We start from the raw sequence: 19,106 nt of genomic DNA, 5'->3' as shown, positions 1-19,106 counted from the left end.
GTAGTAGCGCAGAACGTATTTGCAGTCGCAGTAGCAGGAAATGAATGAAACCGGCGGATCTTTCGCCAACGCTTACCCTCGAAAGCAGACCCGGAAGGGTCTTAACCTGAAACCTTGAAAGGAATGAACATGCCCTCGCACAAGATCGAAAAAGCCCTCTACACCGCTACCGCCACCGCCACCGGCGGTCGTGAAGGCGCCGCCAAGTCCTCCGACGGCGTCCTGGACATCAAGCTGTCGACCCCGAAGGAACTGGGCGGCGCCGGCGGTAACGGCACCAACCCGGAACAACTGTTCGCCGCCGGCTACTCGGCTTGCTTCCTGGGCGCGCTGAAGTTCGTCGCCGGCCAGGCCAAGGTGGCCCTGCCTGCCGACGCCAGCATCACCGGCAAGGTCGGCATCGGCCAGATCCCCAACGGTTTCGGCATCGAAGCCGAGCTGAACATCTCGCTGCCGGGCCTGGACGCCGCCGTGGCGCAGGATCTGGTGAACAAGGCACACCAGGTGTGCCCGTACTCCAACGCCACCCGTGACAACATCAACGTCACCCTGAACCTGGTGTAATCGGCTCAGGATGTGCCGGCCATGCCATCAGGCGGGCCGGCATGAAGAAAAACCGCCGCTGCGATTCCGGTCGCAGCGGCGGCTTTTTTTCGTCAGGTGCAGAGCCATCATACCGCGCCGCGCGTCTCCACGTACAGGGCATACAGCGAGTGGCTGCTGGCCATGAACAGGCGGTTCTTCTTGGCACCGCCGAAGACCAGGTTGGGGCAGCGTTCGGGCAGGTGGATATGGCCGATCGCCTGGCCATGCGGATTGAAGATGCGCACGCCGTCGAGCTCCTCGGCCTTGGCATCGAGGGCGCCATTGCTGCCCCAGCCGCACCAGAGATTGCCGTCGACATCGACCTTGAAGCCATCGATGGCGCCGGCGCCGTTGGCGTCCACGGCCAGGCGGCGGCGACCGATGCGGGTGCCGTCGTCGCTCATGTCATAGGCCCAGATCACGCGATTGGGCGTGGCGCGCGATTCGACGATGTAGAGCACTTTCTCGTCCGGCGAAAACGCCAGGCCATTGGGGCCGGCCAGGGCATCGGTGACCAGGCTGAGCTTGCCGCTGCGGCCATCGATGCGGTACACCGATTGCGGCAGCTCGGCGGTCTGCTTGTCGCCTTCCCAGTCACCGGCGATGCCGAAGGGCGGATCGCTGAACCAGATCGAGCCGTCGGACTTGCAGACGATATCGTTGGGCGAATTGAAGCGCTTGCCGTTGTAGCTATCGGCCAGCACCGTGATGCTGCCATCGTATTCGGTGCGGGTGATGCGGCGGGTCAGGTGTTCGCAGGCCAGCAGGCGGCCCTGGCGGTCACGCGCCAGGCCATTGCTGTGGTTGGACGGCTGGCGGAATACCGAAGTGGTGCCGGTGGTTTCATCCCAGCGCATGATGCGGTTGTTGGGAATGTCCGAGAACAGCAGGTAGCGGCCATCTCCGAACCAGACCGGCCCCTCGACCCAGCGGAATCCCGTCGCCAGTTGTTCCACGCTGGAACTGAAGAGGCGGTACTTGAGGAAGCTCTTGTCCAGCACTTCCACGCTGGGATCGGGGTAGCGCTGGTTGGGCGTGAACGCAAAGCTCTGGGCCTTGGCGCCCAGCGCGGTACCGGCCAGGCCTAGTCCGGCCAGCATGGTTGTACGACGAGTGGCGTTGAAATTGGATGTTGTGGTCTTGTCTTGCTGCGACATCGATGTCTCCATGTTCCAGGTCGGCGACTTCCCGCAATCGTGTAGGGCAGGCCGAAAGGTAGATTGGCAATGGGCGGCAGGAGGCAGCGCAAACCGTTGGGCGGTTCGCTGGTGCTGGTGGAAGTCTCCTGTGGTGCGGGCTGGATGAGGCATGGACCCGTTCTTGTGGTAGGACATCGTACTTCATGATTTGTCATTTTGCAATCGGACGTGCAATCCATGACAGGGTGGCGGACGGGGCAGGAAAAACGCCGCGACGCAGCTAGCGTGGCGGCGCCTGGAGACAGCGGGGGATCGCTTAGTGTGAACGGGGGGCCGGTGCCACCAGGCCTTGCAGCAAGGTGCGTGCGATCAGGCGATGGAAGGGCATGATCGCGGCCAGATAGACCTGTCCCAGCATGCGCTTGGTGCGCACCACGGTGGTCACGGTCAGCCAGCCCAGCTCATCGTCGTCGCTGCGTTGTGCATCTGGGGATGCGGCCGATTTTTCCACGCAGAGGCGGAAATCCAGGTGGTTGTCATCGAGCCCCATGACCACCCGGCCGGCTTGCGCCATGATCAGGGGGAAGCCGGTCGGGGTGCGGTTGTCGGCGGCACGCTTCAAGCCCAGCGGCGCCACCAGCCGGTCGCGCAACTGCATCAGGCCGCTGACCCAGGCCGGTTGCTCGGCCATCATTTTGGCGGTGAGTTCGGTCGTGTCCAGGCCGGCCAGTTGCGGCGTGAGACGGATGCGGAAGCTGTCGGCAAAGCCGGCACCGGGCAGCAAGGCCCAGTGATGTGGGGCGGGACGGATTTCCTCGGTGTGTTGCCAGCGGGGCTGTTGCATGGTGGGCCTCGTCGGGTAGGGAGTGACGCTTGGGGTTGAAAAAAAGCCGGCTACCTTGCGGCGCCGGCTTCCGGTCTTATTTGCCGCTGCGCCGCTGCTGCGACGCTGCACGGGCGCTGGCGAAGCGCTCGTGGGTTTCTTCGGCCTTGCGCCGGCCGAAGGCATAGTTGGCTTCCAGCCACATGACGTTGATGATGCCGAAGGCCAGTGCCAGGCCGATGCCAAGTATCCAGGCGAAGTACCACATGATGTTCTCCTTGTTCCAGTTCGGTATTGATCGTGATCAGTAGGCCGTGTGTTCGTTGTCGTGGATGTGGCGGGCGGTCACCTTGCCCCGCACCACGCGGTACACCCAGCCGGTGTAGAGGATGATGATGGGCAGGAAGATCAGCACCATCCAGAACATCAGGCCCAGCGTCTTGTGGCTCGATACCGCATCCCACAGGGTCAGGCTGCTCTTCGCATCCAGCGAGGAAGGCATGACGAAGGGGAAGAGCGACATGCCGGCGGTGAGGATGATGCCCGTCACCGACAGGCCACTGGCAATGAAGGCCAGGCGGGCGCTGCGCAGCAGGGCCAGCAGTGCCGCCAGTACCGCACCACCCACGCCCAGCACCGGGAAGAGCTTGGTGGCTGGCCACTTGGCGTAGTTGTCGAACCAGGCGCCGGCCACCACTTCCACGGTCTTGGCCAGGGGCGTGAAGGCGCTGTTGGCGTCCGGCATGGCGGTGATGCGATAGCCCGGCAGCTGCGCCACCCAGAAGCCGCCAGCGACGAACAGGGCCACCGTGACCAGGGCCGCAGCCACCACAGTCTTGCGCGAACGCTCACCCACGGCCGCATCTGTCTTGACGAAGGCAAACGCGGCACCGTGCATCAGCAGCATGGCCACCGACAGCAGACCCGCCAGCAGGCCGAAGGGATTCAACAGGGCGAAGAAGCTGCCGGTGTATTCCACCCGCATGGTGTCGTCGTAGTGGAAGGGCACGCCCAAGAGCAGGTTGCCGAAGGCCACGCCGCAGATCAGCGGCGGCACGAAGCCGCCCACGAACAGGCCCCAGTCCCAGGCATTGCGCCAGCGCGGATCGGCCACCTTGCTGCGGTAGTCGAAGCCGACCGGGCGGAAGAACAGCGAGAACAGCAGGATCATCAGGGCGATGTAGAAGCCCGAGAAGGCGGTGGCATACACCAGCGGCCAGGCCGCGAAGGTGGCGCCGCCGGCAGTGACGAACCAGGTCTGGTTGCCTTCCCAGGTGGGGCCGATGGAGTTGATCAGCACGCGTCGTTCGGTGTCGGTCTTGCCGGCGAAGGGCAGCATCATGCCCACGCCGAAGTCGAAGCCGTCGGTCAACGCGAAGCCGATGATGAGCACGCCGACGAAGGCCCACCAGATCAGTTTGAGTGTTTCGTAGTCGAAGATCATTTTGTTTTCCTCATTGCTTGCGGGGGCGTCACTGGGCCGATGGCTTCATGGGCGGCGGCAGGGCGGCGCCGGGCTTCTTGTGCGGGGATTTGGTTTCCCAGTGATACTGGCCGGTATGCAGGCTGCTCGGTCCCAGGCGTGCGTACTTGACCATCAGGATCATCTCCACCACCAGCAGGAAGGTGTAGAACAGGATGAATCCGGCCAGGCTGAAGTAGAGGCTGCCCGGCTGCAGCGAGGAGGCCGACAGGTGGGTCGGCAGGATGCCGGCGATGGTCCAGGGCTGGCGACCGTATTCGGCCACGATCCAGCCCAGTTCGGCGGCGATCCAGGGCAGCGGGATGGCGATCACGGCCAGGCGCAGCAGCCAGCGTTGCGGCGCCAGCTGCTTCTTGGCGAGGAACCAGAACGACGCGACGAAGATGAACAGGAACAGGAAGCCCAGTCCCACCATGCCCCGGAAGGCCCAGAACATCGGCGCCACCTTGGGGATGGTGTCATTGACGGCCAGGGCGATCTGCTCGGGCGTGGCATCGACGACGTTGTTGGTGTACTTCTTCAACAGCAGGCCATAGCCCAGGTCCTTCTTGAGCTTGTCGAACTCGGCGCGGGCCTCGGGCGACTTGTCGCCGGACTTCAGGCGGGCCAGGGCGGCGTAGGCCAGCATGCCGTTGCGGATGCGGACTTCGTGTTCCTTCTTCAGGTCCTTGATGCCCAGCACTTGCGTATCGGTCGAGCGGGTGCCGATCAGGCCCAGTACGTAGGGGATCTTGATCGCATAGTCGGTACGTTCCTGCTTGTCATTGGGCAGGCCGAACAGGGTCAGGCCGGCGGGGGCGGGGTGGGTATCCCACTCGGCTTCGATGGCGGCCAGCTTGACCTTGTTGACTTCACCGGCGGTATAGCCCGATTCGTCACCCAGCACGATCACCGAGAGCGTCGCGGCCAGGCCGAAACCGGCGGCCACGGCAAAGGAGCGCAGCGCGAAGGCGGTGTCGCGGGCCTTGAGCAGATACCAGGCCGAGATGCCCAGCACGAACATGGAGGCCGTCACATAGCCGGCGGCCACGGTGTGGACGAACTTGACCTGCGCCACGGGGTTGAAGATCACCTCGGTCATGCTCACCAGTTCCATGCGCATGGTCTCGAAGTTGAACTCGGCGCCCACGGGATTGTTCATCCAGCCGTTGGCGATGAGGATCCACAGCGCCGACAGGTTCGAGCCCAGCGCTACCAGCACGGTGACGATCAGGTGCTGCTTGCGCGAGAGCTTGTCCCAGCCGAAGAAGAACAGGCCCACGAAGGTCGATTCCAGGAAGAAGGCCATCAGGCCCTCGATGGCCAGCGGGGTGCCGAAGATGTCGCCCACGTAGTGCGAGTAATAGGACCAGTTGGTGCCGAACTGGAATTCCAGCGTCAGGCCGGTGGCCACGCCCATGGCGAAGTTGATGCCGAAGAGCTTGCCCCAGAAGCGGGTCATGTCCTTGTAGATCTGGTTGCCGGTCATGACATAGACCGACTCCATGATGACCAGTATCCAGGACAGGCCTAGCGTCAGGGGCACGAACAGGAAGTGATACAGCGCTGTGACGGCGAATTGCAGCCGTGACAGCGACACGACTTCATCGATGGGAACCATGTGTTGTTACTCCGGTGATGTTGAGGCTTGGGGTGTTGCGGAATGTGTCGGGGTCGGCGCCAGCATGCGTTGCTCCACGCTGGCCGTGGGCATGCGCATATGCTTGGCTTCGGGATGGGCGAAGAAGGTCTTGGCCAGCACCGTGAGCAGGGCGATCTTGAGCACCAGCAGGAGGGTGATTTCGACGCCCAGCGGCAAGCTGGTCAGACGGGGGAACCTGCGCAGGAAAGACATTGATTACTCCTTTTCCCGGACAGCGCCGGGGCGGAACTTGTCACGCACATCGAGCAGCTTCTTGACCTTGGAACCCATCTTCATGAGCGAGACCAGGGTCTCGGGCGAGAGCCGTTGCACGTCGTCGAACCAGGAGCTGGAGAGCTCGATGAGTTCATACATCTCGCGCATGCGCTTTTGCACTTCCTTGTCGTCGCGGCTGCCGGGTGACTCCAGCAGGGCATCGCGCAGCATCGACAGGGTGGGCTCAATCTCGCGGCGGCGACGTTCTTCCAGCAGCACCTTGAAGATGTCCCAGATGTCGCCCGGCGGTTCGAAGTATTCGCGCCGGTCATTGGGCTTGTGCAGCAGCTTCACCAGGCGCCAGGATTGCAGTTCCTTGAGCCCCATGCTCACGTTGGAGCGCGAGAAGCTGAGGTATTCGGCAATCTCGTCGGCATTGAGCGCGCGACCGCAGATGTAGAGCAGGGCATAGATCTGCCCCACCGTGCGATTGATGCCCCAACGACTGCCCATCTCGCCGAAATGGCCGATGAAGCGTTGCATCATGGGGCTGAGAACCTGGTTTTCCATATTCATATATTTTGAAATTTCAGTAATTACTGAAATTTAAAACAATTGCTTGTCCCATCGCAATGACACGCGATCGCGGTTTTTGCTGATAACAGGTATCACGGATGAGAATGACCCAGTCCCGGCGCGGCTGCGCAAGGAGTGGGCGGTAGCGGTGCACAGGCAGGGTGGGACAATATGTCACACCGTCCTTGCGAACTTCCCGGTTCCGCAAGGCGGCAGTCCTGTGTTGCACCGCATGAAGTTATTTTCACGCTTTCCTACAAATGCAGAAGAGATTGGCCGATAGGAAAGCTGACGCCGATCAACTAAAGTCCACTTCAAGCTCTGCCGTGGTGATCGCTCGTTGCGATCCGGTCACGGCCAGGTGGCCCGGGCTGCCCAGGCTGCACAAGCCTGCTGTCGCCGATTCCACTTCCGGAGGCCAGGCCTCCCCCTATCCCGAGGATGTACATCAATGCTGGGTTTCGATTTCCGCGTGGCCAGGATTGCCTGGACCGTCTTCCTGGTGGCGCTGCTGCTCTACATCACCTACACCATTTCTTCCACGGTGCTGGTGCTGGTCTTTGCGGTCTTCTTCAGCTACCTGGTCTATCCGCTGGTGGAGTTGCTGGAGCGCGTGCGTCCGCCGCGCATCCCGCGCACGGTCTCCATCGCCCTGGTGTTCGTGCTGGCCATCGCCCTCGTGGTGGCGGTGGCGACCGTCTTCGGCGCGCGCATCCAGGAGGAGGCACTGCGGCTCTCCGAGCAATTGCCGGCGCTGCTGCGTTCCAATGACGCCGTCTCGCGCCTGCCCCTGCCGGGCTTTGCCGAGCCGCTGCGCGCGCGCATCCTGGGCTTCATCCGCGACCAGCTGGCCAATGGCACCGACCAGGCCATGCCGCTGGCCAAGCAGTTCGGGGTGGGGGTCATGCATGCGGCCAGCAACCTGATCTACCTGGTGCTGGTGCCGGTGATCAGCTTCCTGCTCATCAAGGAAGCACCGGCCATGCGCGAGGAAATGCTGTCCTGGATGAACCGCGCCAACCGCAAGCTGTGGGACGGCATCATCACCGATCTCGATGTCCTGCTGTCACGCTATGTGCGGGCCTTGCTGTTCCTGTCGATGGCGACCCTGGTGGCCTACAGTATTGCCTTCTCGCTCATGGGCGTGCCCTATGCGATGCTGCTGGCGGGCCTGGCTGCGGTGCTGGAATTCATCCCCTTCGCCGGTCCCCTGGCGGCTAGCGCGGCCGCGCTGGTGGTGGCCGGTTTCAGCGGCTACGACCATCTGTTGTGGCTGGTCGGCTTCATCGTGGCCTATCGGGTGTTCCAGGATTACGTGCTCAATCCCTACCTGATGAGCGAGGGCGTGGAAGTGAGTCCGCTGATGGTGATCCTGGGCTTGCTGGCGGGGGACCAGCTGGGCGGGGTGGCCGGCATCTTCCTGTCGGTGCCGGTGATGGCCGCCCTGAAGATCATTTTCACCCGCGCCTCGGCAGCGCAGAAAGCGCGCCGCGCCGCCGAGGCGCGCGAGGCCGAGCTCAGGGAAGCGTCGCCGCCGGCGGGAAGCTGAGGGTAAAGCGGATCCAGCCCGGCTGGGGACACTCCACCGTGGCGGTACCGCGATGCAGGGCCATGATGGCCTTGACGATGGCCAGCCCCAGACCGTTGGATTCGGTGAAGGCGCTGCGCGAGAGGTCGCCCCGGTAGAAGCGGTCGAACATGCGCGCCATGGCGTGCGGGGTGATGGCGTCGCTGCGGTTTTCGACCACGATGCGACTGCCGCTCTCGTCACTGCGGGCCAGGATGCGGATGCCGCTGTCGGGCTCGCCATAGCGCACCGCATTGATGACCAGGTTGTTCACCGCGCGACGCCACATGATCAGGTTGGCCTGGCACAGGCCCTGGGCATCGAGTTCGAAGCGCATGCCGCGCTCGTCGGCAATCCCCTCGAAGTAGTCGGTGATCTTGCCCAGTTCCTCGGACAGATCCAGCTGGGTGCACTCCACAGCCAGCGTGGCATGGTCGGCCTGGGCCAGGAACAGGATGTTCTCGACGATGCGTGCCAGGCGCTGTAATTCTTCCACGTTCGATTCCAGCAACTGCTCGTACTCTTCCGGCGTACGGCGTTGCCCCAGTGCGACCTGGCTCTGGCCCATGAGGACGTTGATGGGGGTGCGGATCTCGTGGGCCAGGTCACCGGAAAACTGCGCCAGGTGGGCGTAGCCGGCTTCCAGCCGGTCCAGCATGGCATTGAAGGACAGGGCCACGCGGCGCAGTTCGGCCGGCATGCCTTCCTGCTCCAGCCGGGCCGAGAGATGGTCGGGGGTGATCTGGGCGGCGCGCAGGCTCATCGCTTCCAGCGGTTGCAGGCCCCGGCGCAGCAGCAGGAAGCCCAGCAGGGCGGTCAGCAGCACCGCGGCGGCGGCGGCGCCGGCGATGCGCCAGCGATAGCTGCGCATCATGTGCGCTTCCTGCACCATCACGTAGGCGGCCACGATTTCCACCGTATCGCCTCCCTGGCCCCGGCCACGGCCCACCTCGGCCAGGGCCGAGACCCAGCGTACCTGTACGCCATCGGCGCGGGCGCTGGTGACCAGGTTGGCGGCCGAGACCGGCTGGTCCACCGCCAGCGGTTCCATCGGCGGCGGGACCAGATGGTCGGGATTGCTCTGGATGAAGGGCGCTTCGCCACGGCGGCGGAAGATGCGCACGTCCTGCTCGTTGCCCATCATGCTCTCGAAGAGGGCCGGGCGCTGTTCCATCTGTTCGACGTTGTACAGGTCCTGCATCAGCGTGCGGAAATGCTCGACCCGGCCGATCAGCGCCTGGTCGGCGCGCTGCGCCAGCGCCTCGCCGGCGGCGCCATCCAGGTAGACGCCCAGGCTGGTCACGACCAGGCAGGCCAGCAGCGCGAACAGGGCCGTGACGCGGGTGGTCAGGGTCCAGCCACGGGTGGTGGCCGGTTCAGCGTGGCCGTTCATGGCTCTTCCGAGAACATGTAGCCGACACTGCGCACGGTGTGGATCAGTTTCTGCTCGAAGGGGGCATCGACCTTGGCGCGCAGGCGCTTGATGGCGACATCGACGACGTTGGTGTCGCTGTCGAAGTTCATGTCCCAGATCTGCGAGGCGATCACGCTGCGCGAGAGCGCCTCGCCGCGCCGCTTGATGAGCAGGTGCAGCAGCATGAATTCCTTGTTGGTCAGGGCGATATTGACGCCCTGGCGGGTCACCTTGTGGCGCACATGGTCCAGTTGCAGGTCGGCGATCTCGTAGACCTCGGTCTCACGGGTGACGCCGCGTCGCAACAGGGTGCGGATGCGCAGCACCAGTTCGGTGAAGGAGAAGGGCTTGACCAGGTAGTCGTCGGCACCCAGCTGCAGGCCACGGATACGGTCATCCACATGGTCCTTGGCGGTCAGGAAGAGCACCGGCAGGTCGCGCTTGTTGCGCAGCGCACTCATGACCTGCCAGCCATCCAGGCCGGGCAGCATCACGTCCAGCACCACCAGGTCGTAGTCCTGTTCGAGCGCCATGTGCAGGCCATCGGTGCCATTGCGCGCCAGGTCGACCACATAGCCGGATTCGCGCAAGCCGCGCCGCAGGTAGTCCCCGGTCTTGGGGTCGTCTTCGATTACCAGGATAGCCATGCCGGATCAGTTGCTCAGTAAGTCGCCCAAAAGGCTTGCAGGATGCAGGAAAATGCCTGAGATTCTAGCAATGACGGGATTTTTCTTCATGACAAAATTGTCATCAAATTGCCACTTGCCTGTCACGCCGTCGCCTTTAAGATGCTTTCACGTTGCCATGGCTGAGGCCATGCAGGCCCCCCCACCTTGCCGGAGTGCACCATGCTGATCAAGATTCGACCCGACCAGATCGAGATTCCCACCGCATCCGAAATCACGCCCAGGGAGATCTACCTGTCGCGCCGCAGCTTCATGGCGCGCGTGGCGGCCGGTGCGGCGCTGGCCGGTGGCATGGGTGCGCTGCCCCAGGCTTTCGCCCAGCAGGGCCGCAAGTTGCCGGCCAAGCTCAATAACGCCTACGCGGTCATGGACAAGCAGACCGCCTACAAGGACGCCACCAGCTACAACAACTTCTACGAATTCGGTACCGACAAGGCCGATCCGGCCAAGAACGCCGGCACCCTCAAGACCAGCCCCTGGACGGTAGACATCGAAGGCGAGGTCAAGAAGCCCTTCACCCTGGACCTGGACGCCCTGGCCAAGCTGGCCCCGCTGGAGGAACGCATCTATCGCCTGCGCTGCGTGGAGGGCTGGTCGATGGTGATCCCCTGGATCGGCTATTCGCTGTCGGCCCTGATCAAGAAGGCTGAGCCCACCGGCAATGCCAAGTATGTCGAGTTCGTCACCCTGGCCGACAAGAAACAGATGCCTGGCATCAGCGACCCCATCCTGAACTGGCCCTATCGTGAAGGCCTGCGCATGGACGAGGCCAATCATCCGCTGACCCTGTTGACGCTGGGCATGTATGGCGAAGTGCTGCCCAACCAGAACGGCGCGCCGGTGCGCATCATCGTGCCATGGAAGTATGGCTTCAAGTCGGCCAAGTCCATCGTCAAGATCCGCTTCGTCAAGGAAGAGCCCAAGACCGCCTGGAACCTGTATGCCCCGCGCGAGTACGGCTTCTACTCCAACGTCAATCCCGAGGTGGATCACCCGCGCTGGTCGCAGGCCACCGAGCGCCGCATCGGCGAGGATGGCTTCTTCGCCCCCAAGCGCAAGACCCTGATGTTCAACGGCTACAACGACGTTGCCAGCCTGTACAGCGGGATGGACCTGCGCAAGTTTTACTGAGATCGCCATGGCCCTGCAGCTCGCTCCCGCCGTACTCCGCAACCTCAGGCCGCGTGCCGTCACGGGGCTGTGGTGGATCTTCCTGGCCCTGGCCTTCACGCCGCTGGCGCGACTGGTCGTGCTGGGCTTCACCGGCGGGCTGGGTGCCAATCCGCTGGAATTCATCACCCACAGCACCGGTGACTGGACGCTCTACCTGTTCTGCATCACCCTGGCCGTGACACCGCTGCGCAAGCTGACCGACCTGAACTGGCTGGTGCGCATGCGTCGCATGCTGGGGCTGATGGCCTTCTTCTACCTGAGCCTGCACTTCACCACCTTTGTCTGGTTCGATCACTTCTTCGACCTGGGCGAGATCTGGAAGGACATCGTCAAGCGGCCCTTCATCACCGTGGGTGTGCTGGCGCTGCTGCTGACCCTCCCGCTGGCCATCACCAGCACCAACGGCATGGTGCGACGACTGGGCGGCAAGCGCTGGCAAGCCTTGCACCGGCTGGTCTACCTGATCGTGCCGCTGGGCGTGTTGCACTACTGGTGGGACAAGGCCGGCAAGAACCTGATTGCCCAGCCGCTGCTCTTTGCCGTGCTGGTCGGCCTGATGCTGGCCTTGCGCCTGGCCTGGCGCCGGGGCAGGGCGCCGGTGGCGGTGCAGCGTTCCTGAGGCGCTGACCGGCCCGTATTTGCTGTTCGTTTCTCTTACCGTTTTTCGGAGCCTTCCATGTCCCTGCTGAAACCCCTTGCCCTGGCATCGGCGGCCGCCCTGTGCCTGGCGTTGTCGTCCCTCTCTTCCGTCCATGCGGCCGAAGCCGCCGTTGCCGTGCCGGCGCCTGCGGGCAAGGCGCTGCTGGTTTCCACTGCCCCCAGCGAGAGTGTGGTGCTGGCCGGCGGTTGCTTCTGGGGCGTGCAGGGCGTGTTCCAGCATACCCAGGGCGTGCTCAGGGCGGTCTCCGGCTATGCGGGGGGCAAGCCGGATTCGGCCACCTATTCGATGGTCAGCTCGGGCAGCACCGGGCATGCCGAATCGGTGCAGGTGACTTACGATCCGCGCAAGATCTCCTTTGGCCAGATCCTGCAGATCTATTTCTCGGTGGCCCATGATCCTACCCAGCTGAACCGCCAGGGACCGGACCACGGCACCCAATACCGCTCGGCCATCTTCACCGCCGGCGAGCAGCAGAAGCAGGCCGCCGATGCCTACATCGCGCAGATCAACGCGGCCCACGTGTTTTCCTCACCCATCGTCACGCAGGTGACACCGCTGCAGGCCTTCTATGCGGCCGAGGACTATCACCAGGACTACGCCACCCTGCATCCCAACCAGCCCTATATCGCCTACAACGACCTGCCCAAGATCGCCAACCTGCAGAAGATGTATCCGGCCATCTACCGTGCCGATCCGGTGCTGGTATTCAAGCATTGAAATTCAAGCGCTGAACCCGCTTTGTCCGGTGTCACCCGGCAAGCCGCCTCGCCCTGTGCGACGCGGCTTTTTTGTTTTGCCTGAGCCCGGAAAGCAGCGCAGTGGGTGACAGAATTGTCATCCGTTTGTCATTCGATGGTTGCCACGGTCTACCTACACTGCTCGCATCACTGTTACCGAGGAGAGCGCATGAGCATCACATCCGCACGCCCCCAGGCAGGGCGCCATCGACTTCATCCACGCGGGCTGCTGCTGGTGGCCTGCCTCATCGCGCCCTTGCCGGCGAGCGTGCTGGCGCATGACATGGGCAACATGGCCGGCCATGGCGACCATGGCGAACATGCTGCGCCCGCCCCGGGCAGTGCAGCGCCGGTGTTCATCGCCAGCACCGCCAAGCCCTTCGCCGGCTTGATGGACGACGCCATGAATGTCATGGACTACGGCATGAAGCAGGCCCCCATGAACGGCCAGGCCGAGCACGACTTCGTGACCATGATGATGCCGCACCACCAGGGCGCGGTGGACATGGCCAAGGCCGTACTGCTGTACAGCCAGGATCCCGAGATCCGCAATCTCGCGCTGGGCATCATCGCCGAGCAGCAGAACGAAATCCAGGTCATGCAGGCCTGGCTGAAGCGCCACGGCTATCCGCTGGGTACGCCGTAATTCCTTCCTTCGCATCCTCCCCCTTACGCCCCCAAAGAGAGACAAGCATGAACAAACTCGCCCTGACTTTTTCCACCGTCGCACTGGGTCTGATGGCCGGCGCGGCGATGGCCCTGCCCACCGCGCACGACCGCGTCTATACCGCCGACCAGAACAGCAATACCGTGTCGGTCTTCAATCCCGCCGACAACACGCTGGTGGGCCAGATCCGCCTGGGTAATCCGCGTCCGGATGTGCTTTCGCCGCTCTACCGGGGCCAGATCAACGTGCATGGCATGGGCTTCTCGCCGGACCACAAGACGCTGGTGGTGATCTCCAATGGCTCCAACTCGGTCACGTTCATCGACACCGCCACCAATGCCGTCAAGGGCAGCACCTACGTCGGCCGTTCACCCCACGAGGGCTTTTTTAACGCCGACGGCAAGGAGGTCTGGGTGGTGGTGCGTGGTGAGGACTACATCTCGGTGATCGACCCCACCACCTTCAAGGAAACACGCCGCATCCAGACCGCCGTCGGTCCGGGCATGGTGCAGTTCATGCCGGATGGCAAGCTGGCCTTCTCGGTGTCCAGCTTCACGCCGCAGGTGGATGTGATCGACGTGAAGTCGCACCAGGTGATCAGGAAGATCGACGTGGTCAGCCCGTTCTCGCCCTTCCTGCAGTTCACGCCCGACCACAAGGAAATCTGGATGACCCACAAGGACGTCGGCAAGGTCACCCGCATCGATACCCATACGCTGGAAGTGACCGGTGTCATCGATACCGGCTTCATCACCAATCACCTGGCCTTTGCCACGGTCGATGGCAAGGTGCTGGCCTATGTGACCGTGGGGGGCGAGAACGTGGTCAAGGTCTATACCACCGAGGCCCAGGCCAGGCTGGTGGCCACCATCCCCACGGGCGCGCTGCCGCATGGTATCTGGACTTCGGATGACAGCAGCCGCATCTATGTCGGCCTGGAGAACGGCGACGGCATGGAAGTGATCGACCCGGCGCAGAACAAGGTGGTCGCCCATGTGGCGGGCGGGCAGGCGCCGCAGGCGCTGGTGTTTCTCTCCAATGTCGTCAAGGACGGCGAGGGCCGGCAGAACCTGGTCCCGCTGGCCAATGGCGAACCCCTCAACCTGCGCCTGAAGCCGGTGACGGCGCCCGACGCACGTGGCTTCGTGGTCTCGCGCAACCTGGGCGTGGTCGATGCGCTGGAGGTCTCGCTGTTCAAGCTCAAGCCGCAGACCCCCTACAACGTCTACCTGAGCGGGCAGGCTGCGCCGGTGGCCAGTTTCGTCACCGATGCCAAGGGCATGGCCAACGGCACGGCGATCGGCCCCACCCGCCACCTGGCCGCGCCGGGCGCCATGGCCACAGCGTCGCGGCTGGTCGTGATGGAGGGCAATGCCGCGGCGGATGAGTCCAGGGCGGTCCTGGTCAGCGATCAGTGAGAAGAGGCGCCGGCAAGATGCGGCGCGGGGCGGGCAGGGATGAGACAATAGCGCCGTTTGCCTGACTCCGCCCGCCATGAATCCCACTGACACGCTGACCCAAGCCCTGGCCCATTTCGACCGGGAAGACTACGCCGCTGCCGAAGCAGCCCTGTTCGGCCTGCTGCAGGCGCAGCCCGACCACAAGGATGCCCTGCACCTGCTGGGCAGCGTGGCGGCGGCACAAGGTCGTTTCGAGGAAGCCGCGCTGGCCTGGCAACAGGCGCTGCGGTGGGTGGCGCCCGCCAGCCAGGAAGCCCTGGCCCTGCGCTATCGGCTGGGACGTGCCTTCTACGAACAGGGCCGTTTCGAGGATGCCTTCCTGCTGTATCGCGACCTGATCGAGGCTGGCCATGCCCAGCCTGAATTCTTCGTCGCGGCGGCAGCGGCCCTGCAGGGCATGTCGCCGTCGGGCAAGAACGATGGCCAGGCCATGGCCTTGCTGGACGAAGCCTTGCAACTGAATCCGGATGTGCCCGATACCTGGCACCGCAAGGCCTTGCTGCAGGAGCGCGCCCGCCAATGGGAAGCCGCCCGCACCAGCATCCACAACGCCTTGCGCCTGAACGACCAGCAAGCCCAGTACTGGCTGGCCGCTGGCCTGGTCGAGCATGCCCTGGGCGAATTCGAAGAAGCCCTGCGTTACTACGATGAGGCCCTGATCCTGGCCCCCGAGTTGGTCGATGCCCACGTCAGCCGCGGCACCTCGCTGGCGCGCTTGCGCGACTACGACGAAGCCATCGACAGCTACCGCCGCGCGCTGCGCCTGGACGACGGCGAGGCCGACGCCCGTCTCAATCTGGCCCTGTCGCTGCTGGTGCTGGGCCGGCTGGACGAAGCCTGGCCGCTCTACGAGTGGCGCTGGGAAGCGCGCGATGCCGATCCCTACCGCCATGCCGCCATCCCCGCCTGGAATGGCGCCAGTTCGCTGGCCGGCAAGCGCATCCTGCTGTGGAGCGAGCAGGGGCACGGAGACACCATCCAGTTCAGCCGCTATGTGCAGCAGATCGTCGAGGCCGGCGCCGAGGTCGTCCTGGAAGTGCCGGCCAGCCTGTTGTCCCTGATGCAGAGCCTGCCCGATGCCGCACGCCTGCAACTGGTGGCCATGGGCGAGCCACTGCCGGCGGTGGATTTCCAGCTGCCGCTGATGAGCCTGCCGCTGATCTGCAATACCGCACGCGACGCCATTCCGGCCCCCATCCCCTATCTGGCGGCAGAGCCCGGCAAGCGCGCTGCCTGGGCGCAGCGCATCGAGGCCATGGCCCCGCGTGCGCCGGGTGGCCTGCGGGTGGGGGTGGTGTGTTCGGGCAATCGCGGCAACGCCAATGATGCCCGCCGCTCCATCGCTCTGTCGCGCTTCGCCTCGCTGGCGGCGGCCCGTACCGGACTGGCGCTGTTCGTGATCCAGCCCGATCTGCATGACGAGGATGCCCGCTGGCTGCAACAGCAGGGGGCGCCAGGCTGGCACTGGCTGGGCGCCGACATCGTCGATTTCAGCGATACGGCGGCGGCGCTGTCGTGCATGGATCTGGTGGTCAGCGTCGATACCGCTGCCGCTCACCTGGCCGGGGCCTTGGGCCTGCCGGTCTGGATCGCCTTGCCGTATGCGCCGGACTGGCGCTGGTTCCTCAACCAGTCGACCTCGCCCTGGTATCCCCAGGCCCGTTTGTTCCGCCAGCAACAGCCAGGGGCATGGGAGGAAGTGATGCTGACCTTGCGGGCTGCACTGGCGGTGGCGCAATTGCCAACCCCCTAGAAATTCATCGATACGCAGGACAGGAGAAAGGCGGCTTCCGGGCGGCCTTTTTTGTTTTTTGCTGCCGTTTATCGAAAAGGTTCGAGGTCTATCGGCGGGTTCTGCCCCATAGGACAATTCGGACACACGTGCATTTCCACGATCATAAAAAAGCACTTTCTTGTCCGAGTTCCTTCCTTTTTCCTGCAATCCGTCGTGGGGGCCGTGCCTGTCGCATCTACCCATGGCGAGATCATCCGCGGTCCTGATTTTCCCGCCCGGCAGCTTGCCGGGATGAGGTCACGACTGTCATTGCAGAGGCGGACAAGAGCAACCGGAAATGACCGCTGATGAATGACAACACAAACAAGCACGCTTCTCCCGGCCTCCGCCGCCATCGCTATCGTTTCTGCCATTGGCACGCGCCGGCATTCTGCCTGGCCCTGCTGGCCTGGAATCCCGATGCCAGTGCCATCACGCTGGACGAACTGGTCAAGGCCGCCGCCTACAACAACCCCTCGGCACTGTCACGCCAGCGTGCGGCGGAGGCCGCCGCAGAAGGGGTGTCATCGGCACAATGGCAATTCTTCCCCACGCCGTCGGTCTCGGTGGAACGCGCCGGCACCAGTGGCAGTCGCGATATCTCCTATGGCGGCGACGCCAGCGTGGTGATCCTGCGCCTGCAGCAGACGCTCTGGTCGGGCGGACGCCTGACGGCCCAGCTGGAGCAGGCGCAGCAGAACCAGCAATCGGCCGAAGAGGCGGTGCGCGAGCAGCGCTTCCGTCTGGCCGAGCAGGTGATTTCGCAGTACAGCCTCTGGCTCAGGTCTGACCTGGCCAGCACCGCCAACCAGAAGAACCTGGCAGCACTGGAAAACTTCCTGGAACAGAGCCGGCGCCGCGAGAAGGAGGGCGCCGCCGCCAAGGTCGACGTGACCCTGGTCCAGGGGCGTCGCGACCAGGCCCTGACCGACCTGCTGGCGGCCAAGGCGGCGCGCCAGTCGGCGCGGTTGCAGCTGGAGCAACTGGTCGGCCTGCCGCTGGCGGATGCTGAACTGCGCACCGACGTCGAGCAGGCCCCGACGCTTGAGGACCTGCCGGCCCTGACCGAAAGCGCCCTTGCCAGCAGCCCCTTGCTCAAGCGCTTGCGGGCCGACGCGCAAGTCCAGGAATCGGCCATCAAGGTACGCCAGGCCGCGTACTGGCCGGAAGTCTATGCCCGCCTGGAACACCAGCGCGGCAACTACAGCGTCTCCAACCAGCCCAGCAGCAATCGCGGCTTCATCGGCATGCAGATGCAACTGGGCGCGGGGCTGTCGCTGGGTTCGGAAGTCGACGCCGCACGCGGCCGCTACCAGTCCGCCCTGCTGGCGGTGGACGCGGCGCGTCTGGAGCTGATCTCGCAGATCGGCGCGACCTACACCGAATACCAGCAGGCCATCGGCCGCGCCGGCAACCTGGAAGATGTCGCCCGCTCTGCCGAGGAGGTACAGGCCTCCTATACCCGGCAATACCTGTCGGGCCGTCGTTCCTGGCTGGACGTGATGAACGCGGTGCGCGAAGTGGTCCAGACCGACCTGCAGAAGGCCGATGTCACGGCCATGAGCATTGCCGACGGACGCAAGCTGCTGCTGTGGGCCTATGGCATCGATCGCCTCCGCTGATGCCATGAGAGACGCTGTCGCCATCTCGCCCATGCCGACACCGTCGCTCCCGCCTGGCTGGAGCACACCGTGAAGGCGGATGTGATCGACCGGCGGCAACTCCGGAATGCGCTTCGTCGCAACGAGATTGCCGTGGTCTATCAACCCGTCATCGAACTATCGAGCGGGCAATGTGCGGGCGTCGAAGCGCTGGTGCGTTGGCGACGCGAGAACGGCGAGAACGTTTTGCCGGAACGCTTCATCCCGGTTGCCGAGCGGCTGCAATGCGTCGACGTCATCACCGAGCGCGTCGTCGATCTTGTGATCCGGGAGCTGGGGGCTTGCCTGGTGAGCCATCCCGCATTGCATGTGGCCATCAATGTCTGCCCCCATGACGTCAGCAGCGGACGGATCCTGCCCCTCATGGAAGAGCGGCTGGCGGGCAGTGGCATCCACCCCGCGCAAGTCTGGCTGGAAGTCACCGAGGGCAGCGAGATCGAAGTCGAGAGCGCCCGCAATACCCTGGCACAAGCCAGACGCCGAGGACATGTGGTCGCCCTGGATGACTTCGGTGTGGGCTACTCCAACCTGCGCTACCTGCACGAACTGCCCTGCGACGTCCTGAAGATCGATCGCGCCTTCGTCCGTGGCATTGCCGGCGATGGTCCGTCGCCGCCCATCCTCGATTGCATCATCGGCATGGCCGCTGCCCTGGGGATGAAGGTCGTTGCCGAGGGCGTCGAGGACATCGTGCAGGCGCGCTACCTGGCCGATGCAGGCGTGCGCTATGCGCAGGGATGGCATTTCGCCAGGCCCATGTCCTGCACGCAATTGATGGCGTATCTGGACGCCGGAAATGAGGCGAAGGCGCCCCCTGCGGCGACGTGACGCGCTTGCCCGCGTTCATTCTGAACATCACCGAC

At 64.2% G+C, this 19,106-nt stretch carries 19 protein-coding genes; 10 read left to right on the top strand and 9 right to left on the bottom strand.

The window, feature by feature from the left end:
* Nucleotides 1–129 precede the first annotated feature (129 nt).
* Nucleotides 130–564: an organic hydroperoxide resistance protein gene (locus tag ACIPHN_RS17070; protein ID WP_198980766.1), complete on the top strand. Its 435-nt coding sequence runs from the start codon at nucleotides 130–132 to the stop codon at nucleotides 562–564.
* A gap of 107 nt (nucleotides 565–671) precedes the next feature.
* Here the strand turns inward: ACIPHN_RS17070 and ACIPHN_RS17065 are convergent, their stop codons facing one another.
* The 7 genes from ACIPHN_RS17065 to ACIPHN_RS17035 all read right to left on the bottom strand — a co-directional run bounded on the left by ACIPHN_RS17065 (nucleotide 672) and on the right by ACIPHN_RS17035 (nucleotide 6,437).
* Nucleotides 672–1,685: an SMP-30/gluconolactonase/LRE family protein gene (locus ACIPHN_RS17065; protein ID WP_400438012.1), complete on the bottom strand. Its 1,014-nt coding sequence runs from the start codon at nucleotides 1,683–1,685 to the stop codon at nucleotides 672–674.
* A 355-nt stretch (nucleotides 1,686–2,040) separates the two neighbouring features.
* A complete protein-coding gene (locus ACIPHN_RS17060; protein ID WP_400437908.1) occupies nucleotides 2,041–2,568 on the bottom strand; it encodes a DUF2867 domain-containing protein in 528 nt (175 codons plus the stop codon).
* A 76-nt stretch (nucleotides 2,569–2,644) separates the two neighbouring features.
* The gene (cydX, locus tag ACIPHN_RS17055) at nucleotides 2,645–2,815 is read right to left on the bottom strand and encodes a cytochrome bd-I oxidase subunit CydX (protein ID WP_400437907.1); all 171 of its coding nucleotides are present in this window, start codon (nucleotides 2,813–2,815) and stop codon (nucleotides 2,645–2,647) included.
* Nucleotides 2,816–2,851: 36 nt separating this feature from the next.
* The gene (gene cydB / locus ACIPHN_RS17050; protein ID WP_400437906.1) at nucleotides 2,852–3,991 is read right to left on the bottom strand and encodes a cytochrome d ubiquinol oxidase subunit II; all 1,140 of its coding nucleotides are present in this window, start codon (nucleotides 3,989–3,991) and stop codon (nucleotides 2,852–2,854) included.
* A 28-nt stretch (nucleotides 3,992–4,019) separates the two neighbouring features.
* Nucleotides 4,020–5,630, bottom strand: a complete 1,611-nt coding sequence (locus ACIPHN_RS17045) for a cytochrome ubiquinol oxidase subunit I (RefSeq protein ID WP_400437905.1) — start codon at nucleotides 5,628–5,630, stop codon at nucleotides 4,020–4,022.
* 6 nt (nucleotides 5,631–5,636) lie between these two features.
* Nucleotides 5,637–5,864, bottom strand: a complete 228-nt coding sequence (gene cydP, locus ACIPHN_RS17040) for a cytochrome oxidase putative small subunit CydP (RefSeq protein ID WP_400437904.1) — start codon at nucleotides 5,862–5,864, stop codon at nucleotides 5,637–5,639.
* A gap of 3 nt (nucleotides 5,865–5,867) precedes the next feature.
* Nucleotides 5,868–6,437: a GbsR/MarR family transcriptional regulator gene (locus ACIPHN_RS17035; RefSeq protein ID WP_400437903.1), complete on the bottom strand. Its 570-nt coding sequence runs from the start codon at nucleotides 6,435–6,437 to the stop codon at nucleotides 5,868–5,870.
* 457 nt (nucleotides 6,438–6,894) lie between these two features.
* On the opposite strand from ACIPHN_RS17035, the gene ACIPHN_RS17030 reads away from it, so the two are divergent.
* Nucleotides 6,895–7,992, top strand: a complete 1,098-nt coding sequence (locus tag ACIPHN_RS17030) for an AI-2E family transporter (protein ID WP_400437902.1) — start codon at nucleotides 6,895–6,897, stop codon at nucleotides 7,990–7,992.
* Here ACIPHN_RS17030 and ACIPHN_RS17025 read toward each other — a convergent pair.
* Together ACIPHN_RS17025 and ACIPHN_RS17020 are read right to left on the bottom strand one after the other, a co-directional pair.
* Nucleotides 7,961–9,403, bottom strand: coding sequence for a heavy metal sensor histidine kinase (locus tag ACIPHN_RS17025; RefSeq protein WP_400437901.1), 1,443 nt, complete (start codon nucleotides 9,401–9,403; stop codon nucleotides 7,961–7,963). The genes ACIPHN_RS17030 and ACIPHN_RS17025 overlap by 32 nt on opposite strands.
* Entirely contained in the window at nucleotides 9,400–10,071 is a 672-nt protein-coding gene (locus ACIPHN_RS17020; protein WP_198980757.1) for a heavy metal response regulator transcription factor, read from the bottom strand. Before ACIPHN_RS17020 ends, ACIPHN_RS17025 begins: the two co-directional genes overlap by 4 nt.
* Before the next feature lie 201 nt (nucleotides 10,072–10,272).
* Between ACIPHN_RS17020 and msrP the strand changes: the two genes are divergently transcribed.
* The 8 genes from msrP to ACIPHN_RS16980 all read left to right on the top strand — a co-directional run bounded on the left by msrP (nucleotide 10,273) and on the right by ACIPHN_RS16980 (nucleotide 19,071).
* Nucleotides 10,273–11,241 (top strand): protein-methionine-sulfoxide reductase catalytic subunit MsrP, encoded by a 969-nt coding sequence (msrP, locus tag ACIPHN_RS17015; RefSeq protein ID WP_400437900.1) that lies wholly within the window; start codon nucleotides 10,273–10,275, stop codon nucleotides 11,239–11,241.
* A 7-nt stretch (nucleotides 11,242–11,248) separates the two neighbouring features.
* Nucleotides 11,249–11,902: a sulfite oxidase heme-binding subunit YedZ gene (locus ACIPHN_RS17010; protein ID WP_400437899.1), complete on the top strand. Its 654-nt coding sequence runs from the start codon at nucleotides 11,249–11,251 to the stop codon at nucleotides 11,900–11,902.
* 57 nt (nucleotides 11,903–11,959) lie between these two features.
* On the top strand, nucleotides 11,960–12,661 hold the full coding sequence (gene msrA / locus ACIPHN_RS17005) for a peptide-methionine (S)-S-oxide reductase MsrA (protein ID WP_400437898.1): 702 nt from the start codon (nucleotides 11,960–11,962) through the stop codon (nucleotides 12,659–12,661).
* Between the two features lie 312 nt (nucleotides 12,662–12,973).
* Nucleotides 12,974–13,327: a DUF305 domain-containing protein gene (locus ACIPHN_RS17000; protein ID WP_400438010.1), complete on the top strand. Its 354-nt coding sequence runs from the start codon at nucleotides 12,974–12,976 to the stop codon at nucleotides 13,325–13,327.
* Nucleotides 13,328–13,374: 47 nt separating this feature from the next.
* Nucleotides 13,375–14,766 carry a hypothetical protein gene (locus tag ACIPHN_RS16995; protein ID WP_400437897.1) on the top strand — a complete coding sequence of 464 codons (1,392 nt, stop codon included), beginning with the start codon at nucleotides 13,375–13,377 and terminating at the stop codon, nucleotides 14,764–14,766.
* A 76-nt stretch (nucleotides 14,767–14,842) separates the two neighbouring features.
* The gene (locus ACIPHN_RS16990; protein ID WP_400437896.1) at nucleotides 14,843–16,561 is read left to right on the top strand and encodes a tetratricopeptide repeat protein; all 1,719 of its coding nucleotides are present in this window, start codon (nucleotides 14,843–14,845) and stop codon (nucleotides 16,559–16,561) included.
* 329 nt (nucleotides 16,562–16,890) lie between these two features.
* A complete protein-coding gene (locus tag ACIPHN_RS16985; RefSeq protein WP_400437895.1) occupies nucleotides 16,891–18,204 on the top strand; it encodes a TolC family protein in 1,314 nt (437 codons plus the stop codon).
* A 69-nt stretch (nucleotides 18,205–18,273) separates the two neighbouring features.
* A complete protein-coding gene (locus ACIPHN_RS16980) occupies nucleotides 18,274–19,071 on the top strand; it encodes an EAL domain-containing protein (protein WP_400437894.1) in 798 nt (265 codons plus the stop codon).
* Nucleotides 19,072–19,106: the final 35 nt, after the last annotated feature.

It is taken from the genome of Herbaspirillum sp. NPDC087042 (assembly GCF_044745245.1).
Classification (GTDB): Bacteria; Pseudomonadota; Gammaproteobacteria; order Burkholderiales; family Burkholderiaceae_D; genus Herbaspirillum.
This window is presented reverse-complemented; position numbering and strand designations above follow the sequence as displayed.